The organism is Streptomyces sp. NBC_01439, assembly GCF_036227605.1.
Classification (GTDB): domain Bacteria; phylum Actinomycetota; class Actinomycetes; order Streptomycetales; family Streptomycetaceae; genus Streptomyces.
In genome coordinates, this window is sequence record NZ_CP109487.1 from 4,584,217 (window position 1) to 4,606,455 (window position 22,239).

Genomic DNA, 22,239 nt, shown 5'->3' on the forward strand with positions numbered 1-22,239 from the left:
AGAGCGTTCACGGCTCTTCCGGCAACCGAAGGAAGAGGACCATGGCAACGGGGACGGGGACGGCGACGGGGGCGCAGGCAGGGGCGGGGGCGCAGGCAGGGACCTTCGGAAGGACCTGCGGGTCGGGCACGGCGCTCTCCACGGGCAGGGCGGGGTCCGGTGGTGGCCGGCTGCGCCGCGGCCTGCTGGCCGCACTGGTCGCCGCGGCCGTGGTGGTCCCTGTGTCCGCCGCGGCCTCCCCGAACGTCCCGGCTCCCGCGCCCGCCACGTTCTCCGAGGACGCCACCCCCCACAGCCGGTACGCCGCCAACAGCGCCAACCTCGCCGAGGCGGCCCGTACCGCCGAGGACGCCGACCGCCCCGGCCGGGCGGCCAGGCTGCGCGTCATGGGGTCGGACGGAGCAGCCCGGTTCCTCACCTTCGACGGCCGCGGCAGGGGCCGCGCCGTCGAGGTGTTCGGCGAGTTGGAGAGCGCCGACCGGGTCGCCGTCCTGGTGCCCGGGTCCGATACCACCCTGGACACCTACGAGCGGTTCCGGGCCGGAGCCGTCTCCCTCCAGCAGCGCCTGCAAGCCGAGCATCCACGCTCCGCCGTGGTCGCCTGGCTCGGGTACGACACCCCCGGAACGGTGAGCACCACCGTCCTCAGCGCCGACCGCGCCGACGCGGCCGCTGCCGAACTTGCCCCCTTCCTGCAGCGGTTGCGCAACATATCGGGACCCGGCGCCCGGCTCTCCTTGCTGTGCCACTCCTACGGCTCCGTGGTCTGCGCCCGGACGGCTACCGGGTCCGTGGTCAGCGACATGGTGCTGTTCGGCAGCCCGGGCACCGGGGCCGGATCCGCCCGTGAGCTGCCGACCCGGGCCCGGGTCTGGGCCGGCCGGGGCAGCGGCGACTGGATAGGCAACGTCCCGCACGTGCGGTTCGGCGGGATCGGCTTCGGCACCGACCCGGTCGACCCCGCCTTCGGGGCCCGGTCCTTCACCGCCGGCGCCGTCGGGCACAGCGACTACCTCAAGCCGGGCACCGAATCCCTCGACGGCCTGGCCTCCATCGTCCTGGGCACCACCACCTCATCGGAGGCCGACCATGGTTGAGTTCCGGGCCCGGTGGTCCACCCTGGCCGCGGGCATCGACGCCGCCACCCCGAACGACCGTGACCGGGCCGTGGACGCGCTGCGGGCCTTCGCGATCCTCGGCGTGGTCCTCGGCCACTGGTTGGTCACCGCGCTGACCGCACGCGACGGCGGTCTGAGCACCACCAGTCCGCTGGCCCACATGCCGTGGCTGGCCCCGGTGTCCTGGGTGTTCCAGACGCTGTCCGTCTTCTTCCTGGTGGGTGGTCATGTCGCCGCCCGTGGGTACGCGTCGGCGCGCGAGCGCGGGCTCTCGCACGGCGCGTGGGCCCGGCAGCGACTGGGGCGGCTGTTCCGTCCGGTCGCCGCGGTGCTGGTTCTCTGGACGGTCGTCGCCGCAGGGATGCTGATCGGCGGGGCGGAGTTCGCCACCGTCCGGTCGCTGGTCAAACTGGTGCTCTCCCCGCTGTGGTTCCTGCTGGTATTCGCAGCGCTCACCGCCGCGACCCCGTTCGTGGCCCGGCTCAGCCCGCTGTGGCCACTGGCCGTGGTGGCCGCCGTCGACATGTGGCGCTTCGGACTGGACGGCCCCGAGTGGATCGGTTGGGTCAATGTGGCCGCGGGTTGGCTCGTCCCCTTCACCCTGGGCGCCGCCTGGTCCCGCGGAGCGTTCGTCCGGCGCGACCAGGCGCTGCTCCTGCTCGGCGCGGGCGTCCTGGCCACGGCCGCGCTGATCCTCTGGGGCGGGTACCCGGCGTCGATGGTGGGTGTCCCCGGGGCCGCCGTATCGAACCTGAACCCGCCGACGCTGGCTGCGGCCGCCTTCGGGCTGGCCCAGTGCGGGCTGGCGCTCCTGGTGCGCGACCCGCTGGCCCGGGCCATGCGACGGCCGACGGCTTGGGCGAAGGTCGCCCTGGTGAACCTCTCCGCCATGACCGTCTTCCTGTGGCACCAGACCGCCATGATGGCCGTCACCGCCCTCGGACTGCTGGTCTCGGCCGACCTGCCCGGGCTGCACACGGTGCCCGACTCGGCCGGCTGGATAGCAGCCCGGCTGCTGTGGCTGCCGGTGTTCGCCGCCGCGCTGTCGCTCTGCTGGGCCGCGTTCCGCATCCACGAACAGGCCACCGGCCGTTCGAAGCCGTCCCGTACCGCCCGTGCTGCCGCGGTCCCCCGCCCCAGGACGGACCCCGCCGAGGAGATCAACCATGTCTAGCGCCCGCCTTAGCCTGGACGGCGTGAACCAGCAGACCGAGCCACCTGCCGCCGACGTCCGCATCCGCCTGCCGCTCGGCCTGGCCCGGGAGTTGTTCACCCTGCGGCGGGACCCCCTGCCGAGGATGGCGCGGCCACGCTGGCTGGCATGGCTGCCGCATGCGGTCCTCTGTTACGTGGCCATTCCCTGCGGTGTCCTCACCGCGATGGTGATGAACGACCATTACGAGGTACGTGGTTCGGCCCTGGTGGTGCTGTCACTGTTGACCTCCGCGTCCGTCGTGCTCAGCATGTTCCGGCCGATCGCCGCCTGGTGGCTCGGGCTCGTCGCCTCCGGCCTGGTCGCCTGGGCCATCCACGGCCATGTCGGCCCGGGGCAGTCCTGGCCCTGGACGCCCGCCGGGCCGTTCACGCTCGCGCCCGTGATTCTGATGGTCGCCCTGCGGGTGCCGCCCCGGGTGACCGCCTCGGTCATCGGCATCACGCTCACCCTCAACGGGCTGGCCGACATCGTCCTCAGGCCGCCGCAGAGCCAGACCATCATCGGCGGCGTGACCCTCCTCTTCGCGTTCGTGGGGATCCTCGGTTACGCCCTGCGGGCCACCCGCCTCGCCCACGGCAAACTCGCCCGGCAGGAGACCCTCACCGAGGAGGAGCGGGCCCGGCGCGCCCTGCTGGAGGAGCGCAGCCGGATCGCCCGGGAACTGCACGACGTCGTCGCCCACCACATGTCGGTGATCTCCATCCAGGCGCAGGTCGCCCCGCACCTGGTGGAGAACCCGTCCGAGGAGCTCAAGGAGAACCTGGCCGGCATCCGGGAGAACGCGCTGGAGGCGCTGACGGAGCTGCGGCGGGTGCTGGGCGTGCTGCGGTCCGAACGGCCAGACGACCCCGCGAACCCCCATCATCCGCAGCCCACCCTCGGCGAGCTCGACGGCCTCGTGGACAACGTGCGGGGGGCCGGCCTGGACGTCACGACCGAGATCGCGGGGATACGGCGACCGCTGACTCCGGGCGTGGAGCTCACCGCGTACCGGATCGTGCAGGAGGCGCTGAGCAACGCTCTTCGTCATGCGCCCGGTTCACGGGTGGAGGTGGGCATCGCGTACGGGCCACGTGATCTGCACCTGTGCGTCGCGAACAGCGCCCCGACCCGGCCGGCCCCGCCCTCGCCCGGTGCGGGGCACGGGCTGCTGGGGATGCGGGAGCGGGCGGGCATGCTGGGGGGCGAACTGGCCGCCGGCCCGCGCCCCGACGGGGGGTACGAGGTGAGCGCCGTACTCCCGATGGACCCGCAGGACATGCCCGCGGTCCCCGACTCCGAGACGAAGAGGGCTTCATGAGCACCCCGATCAAGGTGATGATCGCCGACGACCAGATGATGGTCCGGCAGGGCTTCACCGTGCTTCTCAACGCGCAGCCCGACATAGAGGTCGTCGGGCAGGCGGTGGACGGGGCGGACGCGGTCGCGAAGGTGGCCGAGCTGGCCCCGGACGTGGTGCTGATGGACATCCGTATGCCCGGGATGGGCGGGATCGAGGCCACGTCCGTCATCACCGCGGTACCGGACGCCGCGGTGAAGGTGCTGGTGCTGACCACCTTCGATCTCGACGAGTACGTGTACGAGGCGCTGCGGGCCGGAGCCTCCGGGTTCCTGCTCAAGGACGCGTCGGCCGACCAGCTCGCCGAGGCGGTGCGGGTGGTGGCGGCCGGCGAGGCGCTGCTCTCGCCGAACATCACGAAGCGGCTGATCACGGAGTTCTCCCGGCTGGGAGCGCCGCGCGCGCCGTCACGGGCCCGGATCGAGGCACTGACCGAGCGGGAGACGGAGGTGCTGTCGCTGATCGCCCAGGGCCTGTCGAACGCCGAGATCTCGGAGCACCTGGTGCTGGCCGAGCAGACGGTGAAGACGCATGTGAGCCGGATCCTGGTGAAGCTGGGTCTGCGGGACCGCACGCAGGCGGCGGTGTTCGCGTACGAGACGGGTCTGATCCGCCCGACGGGCTATTGAACGGACCCTCGTAGTACTTGAGAGGGACCCCGGGAAATCCCCATCAGCGGCGACGCGGACGAGGGCGGTACGGACCTACGGTGGTGTGTATGACCGAGACGACCACCGGGGGGACATCCCGGGCACCTGAGTTCCGAGTGGCATCGGAGGTGATAGCGACCCTTCGCCGGGATCTCGTCACCGATGCCTTCGCCTACCGGCCGCTGCCGCTGGCGAAGACCTCCGGGCGCTTCGTGCGCCGACTTCCCGGGGTGCTGCGCCGGTACGCGCCGTGGCGGCGGTATGCGGCGGTGGGGTTCCTGGCCTTCTTCGTCGGAATGGTCGCGCTCAACACGCAGTCGGCGGCCTGGGGCGACCTGGGGCCGATCGCCATGGCGGTGCTGACCGCGACCCCGGTCCTGATGACACTGGTGCGGCCGGTCGGCGCTTGGTGGGCGGCCATCGCGATGACGGTGGTGACGGCCGGTATCGGGGGCGGCTACAACTGGCCGTGGACCGAAAGCAGTTTCTTCGCGTACATCGTGGTCATGTTCCTCGTCACGCTGCGGACCGGGCCCCGGGTGGCGGCCTGGATGTGGGCGCTCACCCTCGTGCTGGGAACCGTGATCTCCGTGCTGTTCAACGGCCGCTGGGGGTCGAACCTGCCCGAAATGGCGGTGGCCTCGGCCTTCGCCCTGGTGATTGCCAGCAGTATCCGGATACGCCGCGATGCCCGGGCCGAGGTGAGCGCGCAGCAAGAGGTTACGGCCGTCGAGCGGGACAAGCGGACGCTGCTGGAGGAGCGGACCACGATCGCGCGGGAGTTGCACGACGTGGTGGCCCACCACATGTCGGTGGTGGCGATCCAGGCGGAGGCCGCGCCGTACCGGGTGAAGAACCCGCCGCCGGAGCTGGAGGCGGCGTTCGTCACCATCCGGGAGAACGCGGTGGCGGCCCTGACGGAGCTGCGGCGGGTGTTGGGTGTGGTGCGCTCCGCGGACTACGAGGCCCCGGACGCCCCGCAGCCGACGCTGGCCTCGCTGGAGGGGCTGCTGGCCAATGTGCGGGATGCCGGCCTGAGCGTGCAGAAGACGATCACGGGCTCGGTGCGGGAGCTGCCGCAGGGCGTGGAGCTGTCGGCGTACCGCATCGTTCAGGAGGCCCTCAGCAACACGCTGCGGCACGCGCCGGGAGCCGCAGCCGAGGTAGAGGTCTCCTATGTGCTGGGCGGCCTGGGCATACGGATCGTCAACGACCGGGCGACCGGGGACGCACGGCCCTCGCCGGGGGCCGGGCACGGAATCACCGGCATGCGGGAGCGGGTGGCGATGCTGGAGGGTGAGATGACGGCCGGCCGGACGTCGGCGGGCGGGTATGAGGTGGCGGTGTTCATACCAGTGCCCCACCGTGCGGAGTCGGCACCGGAGCCGCGGGAGGGGACGGTATGACGATCAGGGTCCTGATCGTCGACGACCAGGCGATGGTGCGCGAGGGGTTCTCCGTTCTGCTGAACGCGATGGACGGCATCGAGGTGGTCGGCGAGGCGGTTGACGGTCGGGAGGCCATCGAGCAGGTGGCGGCGTTGCAGCCGGATGTGGTGCTGATGGACATCCGGATGCCGCGGATGAACGGGCTGGAGGCCACGCGGGAGATCGTGGCCGCCGACACGGACGCGAAGGTGCTGGTCCTGACGACCTTCGACCTCGACGAGTACGTGTACCAGGCACTGCGGGCCGGAGCCTCCGGGTTCCTGCTCAAGGATGCGTCGGCCCGTCAGCTGGCTGACGGGGTAAGGGTGGTGGCTGCCGGGGAGGCCCTGCTGGCGCCGTCGGTGACCAAGCGGCTGATCGTGGAATTTTCGAAGATATCCCAGGCCCGCAAGCTGGCGGACCCGTCGGGTGCGGGGGAGCTGACGGAGCGGGAGACGGAGGTGCTGGTACTGATCGCGCAGGGGCTGTCCAATGCGGAGATAGCCGACCGGCTGGTCGTCGCCGAGTCCACCATCAAGACCCATGTGAGCCGGATCCTGGTCAAGCTGGGCCTGCGGGACCGGACACAGGCGGCCGTGTACGCGTACGAGACCCGCTTGGTGACACCCGCCTGATCGGGCGCGGCTGCGTTTAGGGTGCAGGGATGGGTTTTGATCCGTGGGATGCCGCGTTCGTCGCCGATCCGTATCCGGCGTACAAGGAGTTGCGGGAGCAGGGGCGGGCCGTGTGGTGCGAGGCCACCGGGCAGTGGCTGGTGCCGCACTACGCGGATGTGAGTGCGCTGCTGAGGGACCGGCGGCTGGGGCGGACCTACCTCCACCGGTTCTCACACGAGGAGTTCGGCCGCGAGGCGCCGCCGCCGGAGCACGAGCCCTTCCACGTGCTCAACGGCAACGGCCTGCTGGACCTGGAGGATCCCGCGCACGCGCGGGTGCGCAGGCTGGTGGCGAAGGCCTTCACCCCGCGGACCGTGGAGCAGCTCGTGCCCGCGGTGCAGCGGATGGCCGGGGAGTTGGTGGGGCGGCTGCGTGCGGACGGGGGCGGGGATCTACTCACCGTCGTCGCCGAGCCGCTGCCGGTGGCGGTGATCGCGGAACTGCTGGGCGTGCCCGAGGCGGACCGCACATTGCTGCGGCCCTGGTCGGCGGACATCTGCGGGATGTTCGAGCTCCGGCCCGACGAGGAGACGGCGCGGCGCGCGGTGCGGGCGAGCATCGAGTTCAGCGCCTACCTGCGGGGGCTGATCGCCGAGCGGCGGAGCCGCCCGGGGGAGGATTTGATCTCCGGGCTGATCGCCGCCCACGATGAGGAGGGGCGGCTCAGCGAGCAGGAGATGATCTCCACCTGTGTGCTCCTGCTGAACGCCGGGCACGAGGCCACCGTCAACACGACCGTCAACGGGTGGTGGGCGCTGTTCCGCAACCCCGATCAGCTCGCCGCGCTCCGTGCGAACCGCGATCCCGAAAAGTTGTCCACAGCTGTGGACGAACTCATGCGCTACGACACTCCCCTCCAGATGTTCGAGCGCTGGGTGCTCGACGACATCCGGATCGGTGACACCGTCATCCCCCGCGGTGCCGAGGTCGCGCTGCTCTTCGGGTCTGCGAACCGGGATCCCGCGCGCTTCGACGATCCCGACGCGCTGGACCTCGTACGGGCCGACAACCCGCACCTGACCTTCGGGGCCGGGATCCACTACTGCCTCGGCGCGCCGCTGGCGCGGCGGGAGCTGGAGGCTTCCTTCGGGGCCCTCCTGGCGGACGGAGTCCCGCCGCTGCGGCTCGTCGAGGAGCCGCAGTGGCGGGACGGGTACGTCATTCGGGGGCTGGAGCGAATGCTGGTGGAGTTCTAGGCGACCATGTCGCGGCGGCGCAGGGCGCCGAGGCCCGCCGCCGTCAGGGCCACCGCCAGCACGGTCAGCACCAGCAGCGGCGCCGGGTCCATGGCCTGCGCTCCCGGGAGCCGGGGCAGGTGGGCGAAGGGCGAGAGGTTCAGGGCGGCCTGCGGAAGGTTCAGCGCCGGGCCGATCCAGCCCAGGGCCAGCACACCCCCGGCCACCGCCCAGGCGGCCGCCGCGTACTGCGGAACCGCGCCGTACAGCAGCGCCGCCAGCGCCCCGATCAGCCACACCGCCGGGAGCTGGGCGAGCGCGGCGCCGATCGCCGCACCCGGCTCGCGGCCGTGCCCGAGGCCGAGACCGAGGCCCGCCAACAGCAGGATCAGCGCCGAGCCGCCGAAGGCCACGGCCAGGTGGCCGCCGGCCCAGCGCAGCCGGCCGACCGCGTTCGCGAGCAGCGGTTCCGCGCGCCGGCCCGACTCCTCACCACTCAGGCGGAGCACGGAGGAGACTGCGTACAGGGCGGCGACCATGCCGAACATGCCGGTCATCGTGGCGAGGAAGGCATCGGTGAGCGCACCCTGCGCGACCTGCGCACCCGCCCCGCCCGACCCGCCCTGCCCGCCCTGCCCGCCCTGCCCGCCCATCCGCTCGATGATCTCGCGGGTCCGGTCGTTGTCGCCGACCAGGTCCGCGGCGCCGTCCGCCATCCCGCCGAAGACGACGCCGGCGATCAGGAAGCCCGCGCCCCAGCCCAGCACGCTGCCGCGCTGCAGCCGCCAGGCCAGCGCACCCGCCGTGCCCAGGCGCCCCTCGGCCGGCCCCGGCCGTGAGGGCAGGAAGCTCATGCCCAGGTCACGGCGCCCGGCCAGGGCGTACGCGGCGCCCGCCTGCACCGCGGTGGCGGCGGCGAGCAGGAGGAGCACCCACCAGCGTTCGGCGGCGAAGGCCCGTACGTTCTCCACCCAGCCGAGCGGCGAGGCCCAGGTCAGGGCCGACCTCCCGCCCCCCCGTACCGGCGTCGCCCGCGGCCTTCAGGACGAAGGCGGCGCCGAGCACGGCAGCCGTGATCCCCTTGGCGGCGCGGGCGCTCTCGGTCAGCTGGGCGGCGATGGCTGCCGTGCAGGCGAAGAACGTCCCGGTGGCCGCGACGGCCAGGCCGAGGGCGACCGCGCCCGGTACGCCCTGCCCCGCGAGACCACCCGCCACGAACAGGGCGATACAGGCGTTGGCCACGAAGGCAGTGAGCAGGGCGGCGGTCAGCGGGGCACGCCTGCCCACCATCGCTGCGGAGAGCAGCTCCTGACGGCCCGTCTCCTCCTCCTCGCGAGTGTGTCGGACGACGATGATCAGGCTCATGGCGGCCGCGAGGACGGCGGCGTAGACACCGCCCCGCCAGGCGGTCAGGGCGCCGAGCGAATCACCGAAGACCGGTCCGTACAGGGCGCGCATCGAGCCGTTGGCGTTCATCGAGGCGGCGGCCCGGGCGCGTTCGGCGGCGGTGGCGTACACGCTCCCCAGCGAGCCGGGCATGCTCACGACCATGAGCGTGGTGACCAGGGTCCACACCGGCATCATCACGCGGTCGCGGCGCAGGGCGAGTCGCAGCAGCGCCCCGGTACCGGCCAATTGGTTCTTCATCGGGACGCCTCTTCGGTGTAGTGGCGCAGGAAGAGCTCTTCGAGGGTGGGCGGGGTCGAGGTCAGCGACCGCAGCCCGGACGCGGTGAGGGAGCGGAGCACCGCGTCCAACTTGTCCGTGTCGGCCTGCAGGCGGACCTTCAGCCCCTGCACCTGGACGTCGTACACGCCCGGCAGGTGCGTGAGGCCGTTCGGCGGGCCGGCGAGCTCGGCGCTGATCGACGTACGGGTGAGGTGGCGGAGTTCGGCGAGGGTGCCGGTCTCCACCGTGCGGCCGTTGCGGATGATGCTGACCCGGTCGCAGAGGGCCTCGACCTCGCTGAGGATGTGCGAGCTGAGCAGGATGGTGCGTCCGGCGGCGCGGGCCTCGGTGACGCAGTCCTGGAAGACCTCCTCCATCAGCGGGTCGAGGCCGGAGGTGGGTTCGTCGAGGACGAGCAGTTCGACGTCGGAGGCGAAGGCGGCGACGAGGGCGACCTTCTGCCGGTTGCCCTTGGAGTACGTGCGCCCCTTCTTGGTGGGGTCCAGCTCGAACCGCTCGACGAGCTCGGCGCGCCGGGTCCGGTCGAGGCCGCCGCGGAGTCGTCCGTAGAGGTCTATGACCTCGCCGCCGGAGAGGTTGCGCCACAGGGTGACGTCTCCGGGGACGTAGGCGACGCGGCGGTGGAGGGCGACCGCGTCGGCCCAGGGGTCGCCGCCGAGGAGCTCGGCGGCGCCGGAATCGGCGCGCAGCAGACCCAGCAGGACCCGGATGGTGGTGGACTTGCCGGCACCGTTCGGGCCGAGGAAGCCGTGGACCTCGCCGGTGGTGACCGAGAGGTCGAGTCCGTCCAGTGCGCGGGTGCGGCCGAATGCCTTGTGGAGGCCGGCAACGCTGATTGCCTTCGTCATACTTCCGAACGTACGCTAGTTTCACAAATTTGTGAAGCTTGAGAATCTCAGGAATCGCGTAAAATCGGGAAGGTGGCAGACGACATGGTGAATGTGGACGCGGGGACCGATGCGGGAACCGATGGTGCGGGCACCGCCGGCACCCGGGACGGGGACGGGGTCTCCCGCTTCGTCGAGCGGTTCGCCGCGCAGCTGACCGAGGCCGGGATGCAGCGGATGGCCGCGCGCGTCTTCGCCCAGCTACTGGCCAGCGACGGCGGCGCGATGACCTCGGCGGAACTGGGCGAGGCCCTGCAGATCAGCCCGGCCGCGGTGTCGGGCGCCGTGTCCTACCTGACCCAGGTCAACATGGTCAGCCGCGAACGCGAACCGGGCTCGCGCCGCGACCGGTACGTGCTGCACAACGAGCTCTGGTACGAGACCTTCACGCGCCGCGACCAGGTCCTGACCCTGTGGGAGAAGACCCTGCGCGAAGGGGCGGCCACCCTCGGTACGGACTCCCGCGCCGGGGCGCGCGTCGCGGAGACGGCGGCCTTCTTCGAGTTCATGCAGGGCGAGATGCTGGGCCTCATGGACCGCTGGCGGGCCCACAAGGCGACGATCGGCCTGGGCTGAGCCGGCTCGGGCCTGCTCGAGCAGGCCCGAGCCGGCAAGGATTCGGCGGCCCACGGAGCACAAAGCCCTCGATCACCCCGGCCGAGGATGACTATGGTGATCCTCCGTCAGCTGCGTCGTCCGGAGGGGACATGGGGACAGACCCGACGCCAGGTGTGCCACCGAGACCGGCCTACGCTCCGACCGTACCCACACCCACCGAACCTCCCCGCCCCGGACCTCCCCGCTGGGCTTGGTGGGTCGCGGGGATCGTCGTTCCTCTTGCGGGCATCGCGGCCAGCGTCTTCGTCACCACCACCAACAACCCGGCGCCTGCGACCAAAGCTCCGCCGGCGCCGGTAGCGACTACGGGCAACAGCTCTCCTGGGAGCCAGGCGAACGGTCCCGCCCTGAGCACCTCTCCGCCGACGTCCGGCATCGCCCCTCCCCCCTCGATCTCACCCTTACCTTCCAAGACGTCACCCCCCGCGGCCGACCTCGCGTCCCCCGCCGGGTACACGCTGAACCAGACGATGTTCGGCATCACTCCCGGCCAGTGCACCAACTTCGAGGAACAGCTGACCGACCTCGACACAGGCCAGAGCCGGATCGTCGTGCCGCAGAACGTCACCAGGCCGACAGAAGTCGAAGCGGGGGGCGCGGAACTCCTCTACTGGAACGAAAGCTGCGACTACCACCTCCGGGCGATGCCCCAGGCCACGGTCGGGATCCTGCGGAAGAGCACCCCCCAGTCTTTCGCCTCGTGCAAGGCCGCGGCCAACACCGGCCTGGGCCCCGTAAACATGACAAGGATCGCCGACCGGGAGGCTAGAGGGATCGTTGTAGGGGCCTCCCTCTGCTCCGTCACCGACCGGGGAGCCATCGCCATGGCGGTGATCGAGCACATCGCAGCCAGTAACGGCGGTGATCCGACCGTGACGGGCACCCTCTACGTGTGGTCGAAGACGACCTGAAGGGTCGTGCAGAACACCCGGCGCAGAGCGATGCGCCTGGTGGCGCCGCCGTTCGGGGCCCCTGCGGCCACGGTCTGCCGGTCCGCGCGCCGTCCCCGCGCAAAAGATCCGGAAGCACCGATACCCGCAGACGGAAAACCTCCCGCGTGCCATGCTGGAACGCATGAACCTGGAGGACCTGGTACGGCTGCGCCGCGCCCGGGACATGATGGACCGCGCGTACGCGGAGCCACTGGACGTCCAAGCACTCGCGAACGTCGCCCTCATGTCGCCGGGACACTTCTCCCGCAGCTTCCGCACCGCCTTCGGGGAAACCCCGTACAGCTACCTCATGACCCGCCGCGTCGAGCGCGCGAAGGCGCTGCTGCGACGCGGCGACATGAGCGTGACGGACGTCTGCTTCGCCGTCGGATGTACCTCGCTGGGGTCCTTCAGCTCGCGCTTCACCGAGCTCGTCGGCGAGACCCCGAGCGCCTACCGGGCCCGCAACCACGACGACGGCGCGGCGATCCCGGCCTGCGTCGCCAAGATCCACACGCGACCGGTCAGGATCGGAGAAGCGAAATCCGCACCCTCCTCGTAGCGTCGACGGCATGGACATCAACCTCTCGCAGTGCTTCATCGCAGTCGACGACCACGACAAGGCGCTCGCCTTCTACCGCGACGTGCTCGGCCTGGAAGTCCGCAACGACGTCGGGTTCGAAGGGATGCGCTGGGTGACCGTCGGCTCCCCCACCCAGCCGGACGTGGAGATCGTCCTCGAACCGCCGCTCGCCGACCCGGGCGCCTCGGCGGCCGACCGGCAGGCCATGGCGGAGCTGCTGGCCAAGGGCCTGCTGCGCGGCGTGATCTTCTCCACGGACGACGTCGACGCCACCTTCGAACACATCCGGGCCGCCGGCGGGGAGGTGCTGCAGGAGCCCGTCGACCAGCCGTACGGCGTCCGCGACTGCGCCTTCCGGGACCCGGCGGGCAACATGCTGCGCTTCAACCAGCCCCGTAAGTCCTGACCGCCGACTGCCGCAGGAGTCCGCGCAGGCGGCCCGCCCGAGAGATGGAGACACGATGAGCAGGGCCACCGAGCCGGACCCCACGTCGCCCGCACCGCAGACGCCGCACGCTGCCGACAGCCACGGTCTGATCCGCGTGCACGGTGCACGCGTGAACAACCTCAAGGACGTCAGCATCGAGATCCCCAAGCGCCGGCTGACGGTGTTCACCGGAGTCTCCGGTTCGGGCAAGAGCTCCCTGGTGTTCGACACGATCGCCGCCGAGTCCCAGCGGATGATCAACGAGACCTACAGCACCTTCGTCCAGGGCTTCATGCCCACGCTGGCCCGCCCCGAAGTCGACGTACTCGACGGACTCACCACCGCGATCACCGTCGACCAGCAGCGCATGGGCGGCGACCCCCGCTCCACCGTCGGCACCGCGACCGACGCCAACGCCATGCTGCGCATCCTCTTCAGCCGGCTCGGCAAGCCGCACATCGGCCCGCCCAGCGCCTACTCCTTCAACGTCGCCTCCGTCCGGGCCAGCGGCGGCATCACGGTCGAGCGCGGCGCCGCCAAGACCAAGACCGTGAAGGCGACCTTCTCCCGCACCGGCGGCATGTGCGTGCGCTGCGAGGGCCGCGGCTCGGTCTCCGACATCGACCTCACCCAGCTCTACGACGACTCCAACTCGCTCGCCGAGGGCGCGTTCACCATCCCCGGCTGGAAGTCCGACAGCTTCTGGACCGTGCGGGTCTACGCCGAGTCGGGCTTCCTCGACCCGGACAAGCCGATCCGCGAGTACACCAAGAAGGAGATGCAGGACTTCCTCTACCGGGAACCCACCAAGGTCAAGGTCGAGGGCGTCAACCTCACCTACGAGGGCCTCATCCCCAAGATCCAGAAGTCCTTCCTGTCGAAGGACAAGGAAGCGATGCAGCCGCACATCCGGGCCTTCGTGGAACGGGCGGTCACCTTCACCGTCTGTCCCGAGTGCGAGGGCACCCGGCTCAGCGAGGGCGCCCGGTCCTCGAAGATCAAGAAGATCAGCATCGCCGACGCCTGCACCATGCAGATCAGCGACCTCGCCGAGTGGGTGCGCGGCCTCGCCGAGCCCTCGGTCGCCCCGCTGCTCACCGCACTGCAGCTCACCCTCGACTCGTTCGTGGAGATCGGCCTCGGCTACCTCTCGCTCGACCGGGCCTCCGGCACCCTGTCGGGCGGCGAGGCGCAACGCGTCAAGATGATCCGCCACCTCGGCTCCTCGCTCACCGACGTCACCTACGTCTTCGACGAGCCCACCATCGGCCTGCACCCGCACGACATCCAGCGCATGAACGACCTGCTCCTACGGCTGCGCGACAAGGGCAACACCGTGCTCGTCGTGGAGCACAAGCCGGAGACCATCGCGATCGCCGACCACGTCGTCGACATCGGCCCCGGCGCGGGCACCGCGGGCGGCACCGTCTGCTACGAGGGCACCGTCGAGGGGCTGCGCTCCGGCGGCACCATCACCGGCCGCCACCTCGACGACCGGGCCAAGCTCAAACCGTCGGTGCGCAAGCCCACCGGCGCGCTGGAGATCCGCGGAGCCACGGCGAACAACTTGCGCGACGTCGACGTCGACGTCCCGCTCGGGGTGCTCACGGTCGTCACCGGCGTCGCCGGTTCCGGCAAGAGCTCGCTGCTGCACAAGTCGCTCTCCCCCGACGCGGACGTGGTCTCCATCGACCAGGGCGCGATCCGCGGCTCGCGCCGGAGCAACCCGGCGACCTACACCGGGCTGCTCGACCCGATCCGCAAGGCGTTCGCCAAGGTCAACGGAGTGAAGCCGGCCCTGTTCAGCGCCAACTCCGAGGGCGCCTGCCCCACGTGCAACGGCGCCGGCGTCATCTACACCGACCTGGCGATGATGGCCGGCGTCTCGACCACCTGCGAGGAGTGCGAGGGCAAGCGGTTCGAGGCGTCGGTGCTGGAGTACCACCTCGGCGGCCGCGACATCAGCGAGGTGCTCGCGATGTCGGTGACCGAGGCCGAGGAGTTCTTCGGCGCGGGCGAGGCGCACACGCCCGCCGCGCACCGCATCCTCACCCGGCTCGCGGACGTCGGGCTCGGCTACCTCAGCCTCGGCCAGCCGCTCACGACGCTGTCCGGCGGCGAGCGGCAGCGCCTCAAGCTGGCCACCCACATGGCGGAGAAGGGCGGCGTCTACGTCCTCGACGAACCGACCACCGGCCTGCACCTCGCCGACGTGGAGCAGCTGCTCGGCCTGCTCGACCGGCTGGTCGACTCCGGGAAGTCGGTGATCGTCATCGAGCACCACCAGGCGGTCATGGCGCACGCCGACTGGATCATCGACCTCGGTCCCGGCGCCGGTCACGACGGCGGCCGGATCGTCTTCGAGGGCACCCCGGCCGACCTCGTGGAGGACCGCTCCACCCTCACCGGCGAGCACCTCGCGGCGTACGTCGGCGCCTGACCGGCACCTCCCCGGACCTGCGGGGCCGCTGCCGGTGGCAGAGGTCCGGGGAGCGGCCCGGAGCGGTCGCGGACGTATCCACACCGGGTACCCGGCGCACCCCGTGTACCCGGTGTGGTCACCGGGGCACGGTGAGCGTCCACGCCCCCGGGCGCAGGGTCCACGTACGGCGGCGGACCGGGCCGGTCAGCGCCGCGTCCGCCCGGTAGCGGAAGTCCGCGCCCGACACCGTCACCGTCTTCGCCCGGGCCGTGACCGTCGATTCGGCGGAGCTGCCGCCACCCGTCCGGACCACGACCTCCGCCGCACCGCCGTCGTCCCGGGTGCGAACCGAGACATCCTCCACGGGCCGGTCCACGTCCGCCAGCAGCACCCCGTCGGCCTCGACCCGCAGCCGGTGCCGGCTCGTGGCCGCGCCGCCGGCCGCCGCCACCGGCCGGACCAGCGTCCGCACCAGCGAGCGGTACGCGCTCCACACGGACGGCCCGGCGGGCCGCGGGACCCCGTGCACCGGCGGGATCCGCAGCGCGCCGAGCACCACTCCGTCGCTGTCGTCGACCAGCAGGTCACAGGTGCGCACCGCACCGTCGAGGACCGCCCGGGCCGCCGAAACGGCCGAAAGCGGCACGCCGAGGGACCTCGCCAGTCCCAGCGACCCCACCGGGCCCACCGGGACCAGCGCCAGGGGCCCCTCCCCCAGCCCGCGCTCCCGGTGCAGCAGCCCCACGGCGCGCACCAGCGCCCGGTCGTCACCGACGATCACCAGCCGCCTATGACCCCGGCGGGCGAGCGCCCGCGCAAATTCCTCCTGCGAATCCGGGAGGCAGATTTTCGCTGCCGCGCCCGCTGACAACACATCCTTCGCGATCCGCACGGACTCGCCGTCGAGACGGCGTGCGACCGGGTCGACGAGCACGAGCAGGCCGCCTACCGGCGCGCCCGCTTGGCTCATGGTGGGCTCTGGAGCCGACACCTCGGTCCTTCCTCGGGTAGCATCTTTGTGCAAGAGGCCCTTGCGCTATTGCGCCAGGGCCTTCGTCTATTCCGGGGTACCGGTCCGACGGCTCAGCCTGCGGTGTACATCGTCGTACGCCCCCTGACCTTGGACATGCCCCATCCGGAAGAGGTGTACGCCTGTGCCCGCTCTTGTGCTGCTCGGAGCTCAGTGGGGTGACGAGGGCAAGGGAAAGGCCACCGACCTGCTCGGTGGATCCGTTGACTATGTAGTGCGCTACCAGGGCGGCAACAATGCCGGCCACACGGTCGTCGTGGGCGACCAGAAGTACGCACTGCACCTTCTCCCTTCCGGCATCCTCTCTCCCGGATGCACCCCGGTCATCGGTAACGGTGTCGTCGTCGACCCGGCCGTCCTGCTCTCCGAGCTGCGCGGCCTGAACGAGCGCGGCATCGACACCTCCAAGCTGCTCCTCAGCGGCAACGCGCACCTGATCACGCCGTACAACGTCACCCTCGACAAGGTCGGCGAGCGCTTCCTCGGCAAGCGCAAGATCGGCACCACCGGTCGCGGCATCGGCCCGACGTACGCGGACAAGATCAACCGCGTCGGCATCCGCGTCCAGGACCTCTACGACGAGTCGATCCTCATCCAGAAGGTCGAAGCGGCGCTGGAGGGCAAGAACCAGCTCCTCGCGAAGCTCTACAACCGCCGCGCGATCGACGCCGCCCAGATCGTCGAGGAGATGCTCCAGTACGCGGAGCAGATCAAGCCGTACGTCGCCGACACCACCCTGATCCTCAACAACGCGCTGGACGAGGACAAGGTCGTGCTGTTCGAGGGCGGCCAGGGCACCCTGCTCGACGTCGACCACGGCACCTATCCCTTCGTCACCTCGTCCAACCCGACCGCCGGCGGCGCCTGCACCGGCACCGGCGTGGGCCCGACGAAGATCAGCCGGGTCATCGGCATCCTCAAGGCCTACACGACCCGAGTCGGCGCGGGCCCGTTCCCGACCGAACTGTTCGACCAGGACGGCGAGGACCTGCGCCGCATCGGCGGCGAGCGCGGCGTGACCACCGGACGTGACCGCCGCTGCGGTTGGTTCGACGCGCCGATCGCACGTTACGCCACCCGTGTGAACGGCCTCACCGACTTCTTCCTCACCAAGCTGGACGTACTGACCGGCTGGGAGCAGATCCCGGTCTGCGTCGCGTACGAGATCGACGGCAAGCGCGTCGAGGAGCTGCCGTACTCGCAGACGGACTTCCACCACGCGAAGCCGATCTACGAATACCTCCCCGGCTGGTCCGAGGACATCACCAAGGCCAAGACCTTCGAGGACCTGCCGGCGAACGCCCAGGCCTACGTCAAGGCCCTGGAGGAGATGTCGGGCGCCCCGATCTCCGCGATCGGCGTCGGCCCCGGCCGTACCGAGACGATCGAGATCAACTCTTTCCTCTAAAAATCCCGGTCCCCCGGAGGGGCGGCAGGCGCACCCCGCGCCCGCCGCCCCTCCGGCGTTTCCGGGGCGGCGCGAAAAGGCCGAGCGCATCACGGCCGTCTCCTCCTGGCAGGACGCCCCCTACTTCACGCCCGCCGAGCGCGCCGCCCTCGCCCTGGTGGAGGCCACCCTCCAGCCCGCCCCGCACGACCGCGAGCGGGTCACCGACGCGCTGTACGCCGAGGTCGCCGCGCACTACGACGAGAAGGCCCTCGCCACCCTCACCATCGCGATCGGACAGATCGGCTTCTTCATCGCCCTGGCCGTCATCGGCAAGCCGCAGCCGGTCGGCTCGCTCGCCGACGAGCAGTGGGGCTGAGGCCCCCACCGGCTTCCACGGGCGCCGCACGCCCCCGGAGGCCGCTGCGGGGGCCTGCGGGCGGGCCGGGGCTCGGGGAGCGGGTCTCGGGGAGCGGATTCCGGGTGGGCGGAAATATGATGTGCACGAGCTTTTCGCGCAGCGGAAGCAGGGACGAATGGATGCACCTCGGAGCGATCCGTGACTCCTCGCCGTGCCCCGCGGGCGGCCAGCGCCGACCTGCTCAGCACGCTCGGGCGGCTCGCCGACCAGGCCCGCCGCGGGGTGGAGCTGCAGCAGGCCCGGGTGGACCTGGCCGAGGCGCTGCAGAGCGAGATGCTGCCCGCCTCGCTGCCCGCGCTGCCGGGCCTGCGGACCGCCGCCCGCTACGCACCCGCCCGGCACGGCCTGGACATCGGCGGCGACTGGTACGACGGGTTCCGGCTGCCCGAGGGTGCGCTCGCCTTCTGCATCGGTGACGTCCAGGGGCACGACGTGGAGGCGGCCGCCTTCATGGGGCAGGTACGGATCTGTCTGCGGGCCGTGGCCGCCGTCGTCGTCGATCCGGGCGAGGTGCTGAGCCGGGCCAACGAAGTGCTGCTCTCCATGGACCGCGACCTCTTCGCGACCTGCAGCCTGCTCCGCTTCGATCCGGAGACGCAGGAGCTGGAAACCGCCCGGGCCGGACACGTTCCGGCGGTCTGGGCCACCGTCGACGGCGCGTACGGCATATCCGAGGACGACGGCGGCCCGCCGCTGAACCTGGTGTCCGGGGCGGGGTACGCGGTGACCCGGCGCCGGCTGACGCAGGCGGGGTCGATCGTGCTGCTCACCGACGGCGTGGTGGAGGGTCCGAAGTTCCCGATCGAGGTGGGGCTGGAGCGGGTGGCCGGGGTCGTGCGGGAGGCCGCGGGCACCGATCCGGACGAGTTGGCCAGCGAGGTGATGAAGGTGGCCGACTCCACCGGCCACGCCGATGACGCCGCCGTGCTCGTGCTCAGCCACGACGCCCGGCCCGATCCGGAAGAGTCGGGCTAGCGCCGCGACCGAAAACGTTTACCGACTTCGAGGGCGTGCTGCCACGATCTCCTCATGGATCTGTCCGAGAGCTTGGCTGACTGGAACCACTGGGACGGCGCTGCCTTCGAGGTGGGCCGCTCGCTGGGGATTTTCCCCGAGACCGAGACGTTCACGCAGGTCAAGTGGGTGTTCTGGACCGACAACCCGTTGGGGAACGCACTGCACGAGGTACTTGTGCAGTTGACGGCGGCGGGAGTGCTGGAGCGTCGGGACGAGCCGGACGACATTCAGTTCCGTTGGCTCGGCCGGTAACAGGGCCTCGCGCGTGTCACGGCCCGCGGGGGCGCCGGGCTGTTGTCTGATGCTGTGGTGCGCACCGAGGGATGGCGACGTCTACCCGCAGCTCTGCTGCCGATCCTCGCCGTCGCCGTCGCCTACTACCTGGGCGGACTGATCGGCCTGCACCAGCGCGTCGTCGTCAACGGCGCCGAGGTCACGCCCCTGTGGCTGCCGACGGGCATCGCGGTGACCTCCCTGCTCTGGCTGGGCCTGCGGGCGTGGCCGGGGATCGCGCTCGGTACGTACCTCACCATCGAGCAGATCACCGATTTCGACCCGCCGGGCCTGATCATCGTCGCGGGGAACGTCCTCGCCCCCGTCTGCGCGTACCTGATGCTGCGCCGGGTGGGTTTCCGTACCGAGATGGACCGGCTGCGGGACGCCCTGGCGCTGGTCTTCCTGGGCGGTCTGCTGCCCATGCTGATCAGCGCGACGGTCGGGACCTGGACGCTGGTGCTCACCGGGGACCTGCCGATGTCGCAGTTCTGGCCGGTCTGGTCGGCCTGGTGGGCCGGGGACGCGATGGGCGTGCTCGTGGTGACCCCGCTCCTGCTCGTCCTGGGCCGGCTCCTGACGGTCCGGCGGCCCCGGGAGGGCTACCGTGCGGCCGAGGCGGCGGCCCTGGTGGTCGCCGCCGTCGCCGTCACGCTCGTGGCCACCCGGAGCCCCCTCTCGCTGCTCTTCCTCGTCTTCCCTCTGATCATCTGGGCGGCCGTACGCTTCCAGCTCGCCGGGAGCGCTCCGATCACCCTGCTGGTGTCGGTCCTGACGATCGCCGCGGCAACCGCCCACGCCGGGCCGTTCGCCCACCACACCCTCCTCGAAGTCATGATCAACCTCCAGGGCTTCAACGGTGCGGCGGCCCTGACCGGGCTACTGCTGTCGGCCCTGGTCACCGAGCAGAACAACGTCCGCCTGAAGATCGAGCAGGTCTGCGAGGACCTGGCCGAACTGGTGGAACAGCTGGCCCCGGGCAAACCGGATCGCTAGTGCTGTGGCCGGCCGGCTGTCAGAGGCGGGGGTTAGGGTCGTGACGCGCGACACGATCAAGGGGGGCGTCCATGCCGTCGGGGCATCCACAGCAGACCACCGCTCAGGCCCGGCCGGCCGGGCCCCGGCCGCTCGCACCGATCCCCTTCGACGTGGAGGCGGTCTTCCCGGAACTGACCGGCTCGGCCCGCGAGGTCACCCTGCTCTACCCGCGGGCAGGCCGACCGGGCCCCGGTGACAGCTCCCTCGGCGGGCCGCTGCTGTGGCCGGCGGACGAGCCGTGGCCGATGTGCGCCGAACCGGGCCACTACAAGCCGCTCAGCCCGCCCGTCGGACCCGAGCCGGTCGCGATGCTCCCGGTGGTCCAGCTGTACGCACGGGACGTGCCGGGCCTGGTCTTCCCGGCCGGAACCGACCTGTTGCAGATCCTGTGGTGCCCGCTGGTCCACGAGTCCGCCCCGTACGCGGCCGCCCCGCGGCTGCTCTGGCGCAGCGCGACGACGACGGCCGCGGGTGCCGTCCTCGGGGAACCGCCCCGCCCGCACACCGTCGAGGAGGAGTTCCTGCCCCGCCCGTGCACGGTGTCCCCCACCCCCGCGGTGGAATACCCGAACTGGGACATGCCCGAGGGGCTCGGCGATCTGCTCGCCGAGCGGTTCGAGGCCTTCCAAGAGGAGCGGGGCTACGGCTACTTCGACGTGGCCACCACGCAGCAGAGCAAGGTCGGCGGCTACCCGGGGTGGACCCAGCCGCCCCACTGGCCCGACTGCACGGGCTGCGGCACCCGTATGCAACACCTGCTCAGCGTCACCGCGACCGAACCGGGCGCGGGCCGTTGGCTTCCCCTGGACGACCGGGACCCCGGCCAGGAAGGGGCCACGACCCCGTCGTGGCGGGCCGAGGCGGACCCCGCCGCCGTGGACGGGTTCGGGCACGGCATGGACATGGGAGACCTCGGCGGCATGTACTTCTTCGTCTGCCGCAGCTGCCCGGACACCCCGTACGCCCACAGCTACGACTGCTGAGCACCGGCCCGGCCGCGGCGGTGGGCCGCGCCGCCGGGCGCTACCAGGCGAGCTGCGAGATCTCCTCGGCGACCACCGCGCACGCGTCCGCCGCCGGGTCGATCAGCGGGAAGTGACCGACCGCGTCCAGCAGGGTCAGTCCGACCATCTCCCCCGCCTTCGCGGCCGCCGCCACGTACGCCTCGGCCACCTGCGGCGGGACCACGATGTCGTCCCGGCCCTGGACCACCGCCGTGGCGATCCCCGTCGGCAGCAGCGCCGCCGGATCGGCGTGCGGCAGCCGCTCGTCCCAGTGGTCGGCCCCGCCCAGCAGCTGCGCGCTCGCGCCGCCGCACACGCCCAGTTCCTCCGCCACCGCGAAGTCCGCGATCGGGGCCAGCGCCACCACGCCCCGCAGCATCGGCGGGGCGGGCAGCCGCCACGGGGAGCCGGTCGGGAGCACGTGCCGGGCCGCGGCCCACAGTGCGAGGTGGCCGCCGGCCGAGTGGCCGGTGACGACCGTGCGGCGGACATCGGCCTGCGGGAGCGCGCCGGCCACCAGCCCCGGCAGGGCGTCCATCGCGGCGGCGACGTCGTCGAAGGTCTCCGGCCAGCGCCCGGCGACCGGCGCCTCGGCGTTCTGGTGCGGGAGGGAACTGCCGCGCCGGTACTCGACGTTGGCGACGGCGAAACCCCGGCGGGCCAGGAAGTCGGCGAACGGCGTGAGGTGTTGCCGGTCGTACGGGGACCGCCAGGCGCCCCCGTGCAGCAACACCACGAGCGGGGCCGGCTCCTTGGCGTCGCCGCGCGGGGCGTAGAAGTCGACGACGTGGTCGGGGTGTTCCCCGTACGCGGCGGTCGCGTCCGGCGCCACGGTCGGGTGGGCGAAGGCCGAGGCGGCCTCCGCGGCATCCCGTTCCACTGCGGCGGGGTCCGTCATCGGCTCAACCT

20 protein-coding genes and 2 pseudogenes are annotated in these 22,239 nt (G+C 71.6%); 18 read left to right on the plus strand and 4 right to left on the minus strand.

What is annotated here, in order from left to right; translation table 11 throughout:
- The first annotated feature begins 41 nt into the window (after positions 1–41).
- The 7 genes from OG207_RS20475 to OG207_RS20505 all read left to right on the plus strand — a co-directional run bounded on the left by OG207_RS20475 (position 42) and on the right by OG207_RS20505 (position 7,623).
- Positions 42–1,097: an alpha/beta hydrolase gene (locus OG207_RS20475; protein ID WP_329099927.1), complete on the plus strand. Its 1,056-nt coding sequence runs from the start codon at positions 42–44 to the stop codon at positions 1,095–1,097.
- Positions 1,090–2,292: an acyltransferase family protein gene (locus OG207_RS20480; RefSeq protein WP_329099928.1), complete on the plus strand. Its 1,203-nt coding sequence runs from the start codon at positions 1,090–1,092 to the stop codon at positions 2,290–2,292. The genes OG207_RS20475 and OG207_RS20480 overlap by 8 nt, the downstream gene beginning before the upstream one ends.
- A 22-nt stretch (positions 2,293–2,314) precedes the next feature.
- Entirely contained in the window at positions 2,315–3,634 is a 1,320-nt protein-coding gene (locus OG207_RS20485; RefSeq protein WP_329099929.1) for a sensor histidine kinase, read from the plus strand.
- Positions 3,631–4,302 (plus strand): response regulator, encoded by a 672-nt coding sequence (locus tag OG207_RS20490; protein ID WP_030383691.1) that lies wholly within the window; start codon positions 3,631–3,633, stop codon positions 4,300–4,302. Before OG207_RS20485 ends, OG207_RS20490 begins: the two co-directional genes overlap by 4 nt.
- 149 nt (positions 4,303–4,451) lie before the next feature.
- A complete protein-coding gene (locus tag OG207_RS20495) occupies positions 4,452–5,729 on the plus strand; it encodes a sensor histidine kinase (RefSeq protein ID WP_443072722.1) in 1,278 nt (425 codons plus the stop codon).
- Positions 5,726–6,385: a response regulator transcription factor gene (locus tag OG207_RS20500; protein WP_329099933.1), complete on the plus strand. Its 660-nt coding sequence runs from the start codon at positions 5,726–5,728 to the stop codon at positions 6,383–6,385. The genes OG207_RS20495 and OG207_RS20500 overlap by 4 nt, the downstream gene beginning before the upstream one ends.
- A 29-nt stretch (positions 6,386–6,414) precedes the next feature.
- The gene (locus OG207_RS20505) at positions 6,415–7,623 is read left to right on the plus strand and encodes a cytochrome P450 (RefSeq protein ID WP_329099934.1); all 1,209 of its coding nucleotides are present in this window, start codon (positions 6,415–6,417) and stop codon (positions 7,621–7,623) included.
- On the opposite strand, the pseudogene OG207_RS20510 reads toward OG207_RS20505, so the two are convergent.
- Positions 7,620–9,249 (minus strand): annotated as a pseudogene (locus OG207_RS20510) (ABC transporter permease). The gene OG207_RS20505 and the pseudogene OG207_RS20510 overlap by 4 nt on opposite strands.
- Positions 9,246–10,139, minus strand: coding sequence for an ABC transporter ATP-binding protein (locus OG207_RS20515; protein WP_329099935.1), 894 nt, complete (start codon positions 10,137–10,139; stop codon positions 9,246–9,248). The pseudogene OG207_RS20510 and the gene OG207_RS20515 overlap by 4 nt, the downstream one beginning before the upstream one ends.
- A gap of 84 nt (positions 10,140–10,223) precedes the next feature.
- Here OG207_RS20515 and OG207_RS20520 point away from each other — a divergent pair, with 84 nt between their 5' ends.
- The 5 genes from OG207_RS20520 (at position 10,224) to OG207_RS20540 (ending at position 15,178) form a co-directional block, all read left to right on the plus strand.
- Positions 10,224–10,754, plus strand: coding sequence for a GbsR/MarR family transcriptional regulator (locus OG207_RS20520; protein ID WP_329107753.1), 531 nt, complete (start codon positions 10,224–10,226; stop codon positions 10,752–10,754).
- A gap of 512 nt (positions 10,755–11,266) precedes the next feature.
- Positions 11,267–11,707, plus strand: a complete 441-nt coding sequence (locus OG207_RS20525) for a hypothetical protein (protein WP_329099936.1) — start codon at positions 11,267–11,269, stop codon at positions 11,705–11,707.
- A gap of 163 nt (positions 11,708–11,870) precedes the next feature.
- Positions 11,871–12,290 carry a helix-turn-helix transcriptional regulator gene (locus OG207_RS20530; protein ID WP_329099937.1) on the plus strand — a complete coding sequence of 140 codons (420 nt, stop codon included), beginning with the start codon at positions 11,871–11,873 and terminating at the stop codon, positions 12,288–12,290.
- Positions 12,291–12,300: 10 nt separating this feature from the next.
- Positions 12,301–12,717: a VOC family protein gene (locus OG207_RS20535; RefSeq protein WP_266594534.1), complete on the plus strand. Its 417-nt coding sequence runs from the start codon at positions 12,301–12,303 to the stop codon at positions 12,715–12,717.
- A 55-nt stretch (positions 12,718–12,772) separates the two neighbouring features.
- Complete coding sequence (locus OG207_RS20540) at positions 12,773–15,178, plus strand: excinuclease ABC subunit UvrA (RefSeq protein ID WP_329099939.1); 2,406 nt, start codon at positions 12,773–12,775, stop codon at positions 15,176–15,178.
- Between the two features lie 118 nt (positions 15,179–15,296).
- Here OG207_RS20540 and OG207_RS20545 read toward each other — a convergent pair whose 3' ends face one another.
- Positions 15,297–16,130, minus strand: coding sequence for a diacylglycerol kinase (locus OG207_RS20545; protein WP_329107755.1), 834 nt, complete (start codon positions 16,128–16,130; stop codon positions 15,297–15,299).
- A 184-nt stretch (positions 16,131–16,314) separates the two neighbouring features.
- Between OG207_RS20545 and OG207_RS20550 the strand changes: the two genes are divergently transcribed.
- From OG207_RS20550 to OG207_RS20575, 6 genes and pseudogenes are all read left to right on the plus strand, one after another.
- Positions 16,315–17,598, plus strand: a complete 1,284-nt coding sequence (locus tag OG207_RS20550) for an adenylosuccinate synthase (protein WP_329099941.1) — start codon at positions 16,315–16,317, stop codon at positions 17,596–17,598.
- Between the two features lie 73 nt (positions 17,599–17,671).
- Positions 17,672–17,956 (plus strand): annotated as a pseudogene (locus tag OG207_RS20555) (carboxymuconolactone decarboxylase family protein); the annotation flags it as partial.
- A 180-nt stretch (positions 17,957–18,136) separates the two neighbouring features.
- On the plus strand, positions 18,137–18,973 hold the full coding sequence (locus OG207_RS20560) for a PP2C family protein-serine/threonine phosphatase (RefSeq protein WP_329099942.1): 837 nt from the start codon (positions 18,137–18,139) through the stop codon (positions 18,971–18,973).
- A gap of 54 nt (positions 18,974–19,027) precedes the next feature.
- A complete protein-coding gene (locus OG207_RS20565; RefSeq protein WP_329099943.1) occupies positions 19,028–19,267 on the plus strand; it encodes a hypothetical protein in 240 nt (79 codons plus the stop codon).
- A gap of 54 nt (positions 19,268–19,321) precedes the next feature.
- A complete protein-coding gene (locus OG207_RS20570) occupies positions 19,322–20,284 on the plus strand; it encodes an MASE1 domain-containing protein (RefSeq protein WP_329099944.1) in 963 nt (320 codons plus the stop codon).
- Between the two features lie 71 nt (positions 20,285–20,355).
- A complete protein-coding gene (locus tag OG207_RS20575; RefSeq protein WP_329099945.1) occupies positions 20,356–21,309 on the plus strand; it encodes a hypothetical protein in 954 nt (317 codons plus the stop codon).
- 40 nt (positions 21,310–21,349) lie between these two features.
- Here the strand turns inward: OG207_RS20575 and OG207_RS20580 are convergent, their stop codons facing one another.
- On the minus strand, positions 21,350–22,228 hold the full coding sequence (locus tag OG207_RS20580) for an alpha/beta hydrolase family protein (RefSeq protein ID WP_329099946.1): 879 nt from the start codon (positions 22,226–22,228) through the stop codon (positions 21,350–21,352).
- Positions 22,229–22,239: the final 11 nt, after the last annotated feature.

What these genes read in the sequence shown, in the direction of transcription:
- OG207_RS20505 (WP_329099934.1), top strand. Translation starts at nt 6,415, where the DNA reads ATGGGTTTTGATCCGTGGGATGCCGCGTTCGTCGCCGATCCGTATCCG.
- OG207_RS20490 (WP_030383691.1), top strand. Translation starts at nt 3,631, where the DNA reads ATGAGCACCCCGATCAAGGTGATGATCGCCGACGACCAGATGATGGTC.
- OG207_RS20540 (WP_329099939.1), top strand. Translation starts at nt 12,773, where the DNA reads ATGAGCAGGGCCACCGAGCCGGACCCCACGTCGCCCGCACCGCAGACG.
- OG207_RS20565 (WP_329099943.1), top strand. Translation starts at nt 19,028, where the DNA reads ATGGATCTGTCCGAGAGCTTGGCTGACTGGAACCACTGGGACGGCGCT.
- OG207_RS20500 (WP_329099933.1), top strand. Translation starts at nt 5,726, where the DNA reads ATGACGATCAGGGTCCTGATCGTCGACGACCAGGCGATGGTGCGCGAG.
- OG207_RS20520 (WP_329107753.1), top strand. Translation starts at nt 10,224, where the DNA reads ATGGTGAATGTGGACGCGGGGACCGATGCGGGAACCGATGGTGCGGGC.
- OG207_RS20545 (WP_329107755.1), bottom strand. Translation starts at nt 16,130, where the DNA reads ATGAGCCAAGCGGGCGCGCCGGTAGGCGGCCTGCTCGTGCTCGTCGAC.
- OG207_RS20580 (WP_329099946.1), bottom strand. Translation starts at nt 22,228, where the DNA reads ATGACGGACCCCGCCGCAGTGGAACGGGATGCCGCGGAGGCCGCCTCG.
- OG207_RS20535 (WP_266594534.1), top strand. Translation starts at nt 12,301, where the DNA reads ATGGACATCAACCTCTCGCAGTGCTTCATCGCAGTCGACGACCACGAC.
- OG207_RS20515 (WP_329099935.1), bottom strand. Translation starts at nt 10,139, where the DNA reads ATGACGAAGGCAATCAGCGTTGCCGGCCTCCACAAGGCATTCGGCCGC.
- OG207_RS20525 (WP_329099936.1), top strand. Translation starts at nt 11,267, where the DNA reads ATGTTCGGCATCACTCCCGGCCAGTGCACCAACTTCGAGGAACAGCTG.
- OG207_RS20475 (WP_329099927.1), top strand. Translation starts at nt 42, where the DNA reads ATGGCAACGGGGACGGGGACGGCGACGGGGGCGCAGGCAGGGGCGGGG.
- OG207_RS20575 (WP_329099945.1), top strand. Translation starts at nt 20,356, where the DNA reads ATGCCGTCGGGGCATCCACAGCAGACCACCGCTCAGGCCCGGCCGGCC.
- OG207_RS20530 (WP_329099937.1), top strand. Translation starts at nt 11,871, where the DNA reads ATGAACCTGGAGGACCTGGTACGGCTGCGCCGCGCCCGGGACATGATG.
- OG207_RS20480 (WP_329099928.1), top strand. Translation starts at nt 1,090, where the DNA reads ATGGTTGAGTTCCGGGCCCGGTGGTCCACCCTGGCCGCGGGCATCGAC.